This window comes from Haloarcula sp. H-GB5, assembly GCF_054850705.1.
Genome location: NZ_JBTWBG010000026.1, coordinates 1 through 950 on the forward strand (window position 1 = coordinate 1; position 950 = coordinate 950).

General features: G+C 54.7%; 1 pseudogene. It reads right to left on the reverse strand.

The annotated features are described in order from the left end of the window. Positions 1–673: 673 nt before the first annotated feature. Positions 674–950 (reverse strand): annotated as a pseudogene (locus ACYJ11_RS21345) (hypothetical protein); the annotation flags it as partial.

Here is a 950-nt window from a genome sequence, read left to right on the forward strand (position 1 = left end):
TTTCGCAGTTTCATTGACGCGCCGAAGTCGATCTGCGGTCCCCTCGGCGTGGACTGTGAGGTCTGGGAACTGCGCTTCGCTGGATGCTGATTGCTGTTCTCCGGTCTGATCGCTGTTGGTGGTCTTCGATGCCATGGGTACTGTCGGGACGCTCTCACTGGACCGCCCCGCACCCGACTGGGGTGCAAAAACTCACAGTCTGGGCGACTAATCGCTGAAGAATTGGCGCACATCACTGTCTCCGGAGAAAACCACCAGACAGCGATGGTATTTTCACTCGAAATACGGTGTGTTAAGTCTGGGACTAAAGCCGGTCTCAAGGGGGTGTCGTAGGGACTCTCCTGAGGTTAGTTTGTCCTCATTGCTTTCCCTAACCTCCTTTTATTTTATATGAATACAGAAGATATTAAAACGCTAAACAGGTAGTTGTCAATTATGGATAGCAACCTCACACCCGACGAGTGGGATCGAATTAGAGCGTTCGCGCGGGCTGCAGATTGCCGCCAACGGCCCGAGATACTGCTCCCTGAGGAAGCGCTTAAAAGCGACTAAGATACAATCACGTTCTGGTCCGCACCTGATGACTGGCTCCTACAATGTTCTAAGCAATTCAGCAGAGCAGAATACAACCAGCTGTACTGTCGGTATTCTATGCACTCAGAGCGAGATCAACTCACACTTCAAGTCGCTCTATCGGTTCGACCTCGAAGGTCAGCAGATGTGATCGAAGACGGGCGTAGGCCCCGTCGCCGTCAGTGGTGACGCAGTACCGGTTCAGTCGGGCCTCGCGAGGATTCCCATCGTTCTCGTCCCACGCTTCCAGCGTGAACTCGTGGGCCTCTAGATCGCCGTCAGCGGCTTCAAACACGGCTGCAACCGACGGCGTCCCATGGTTGTCAGCGACGTAGGCCACTTCAACGGCGTCGTGGCCGGCGTCAAGTCTCTGCCAG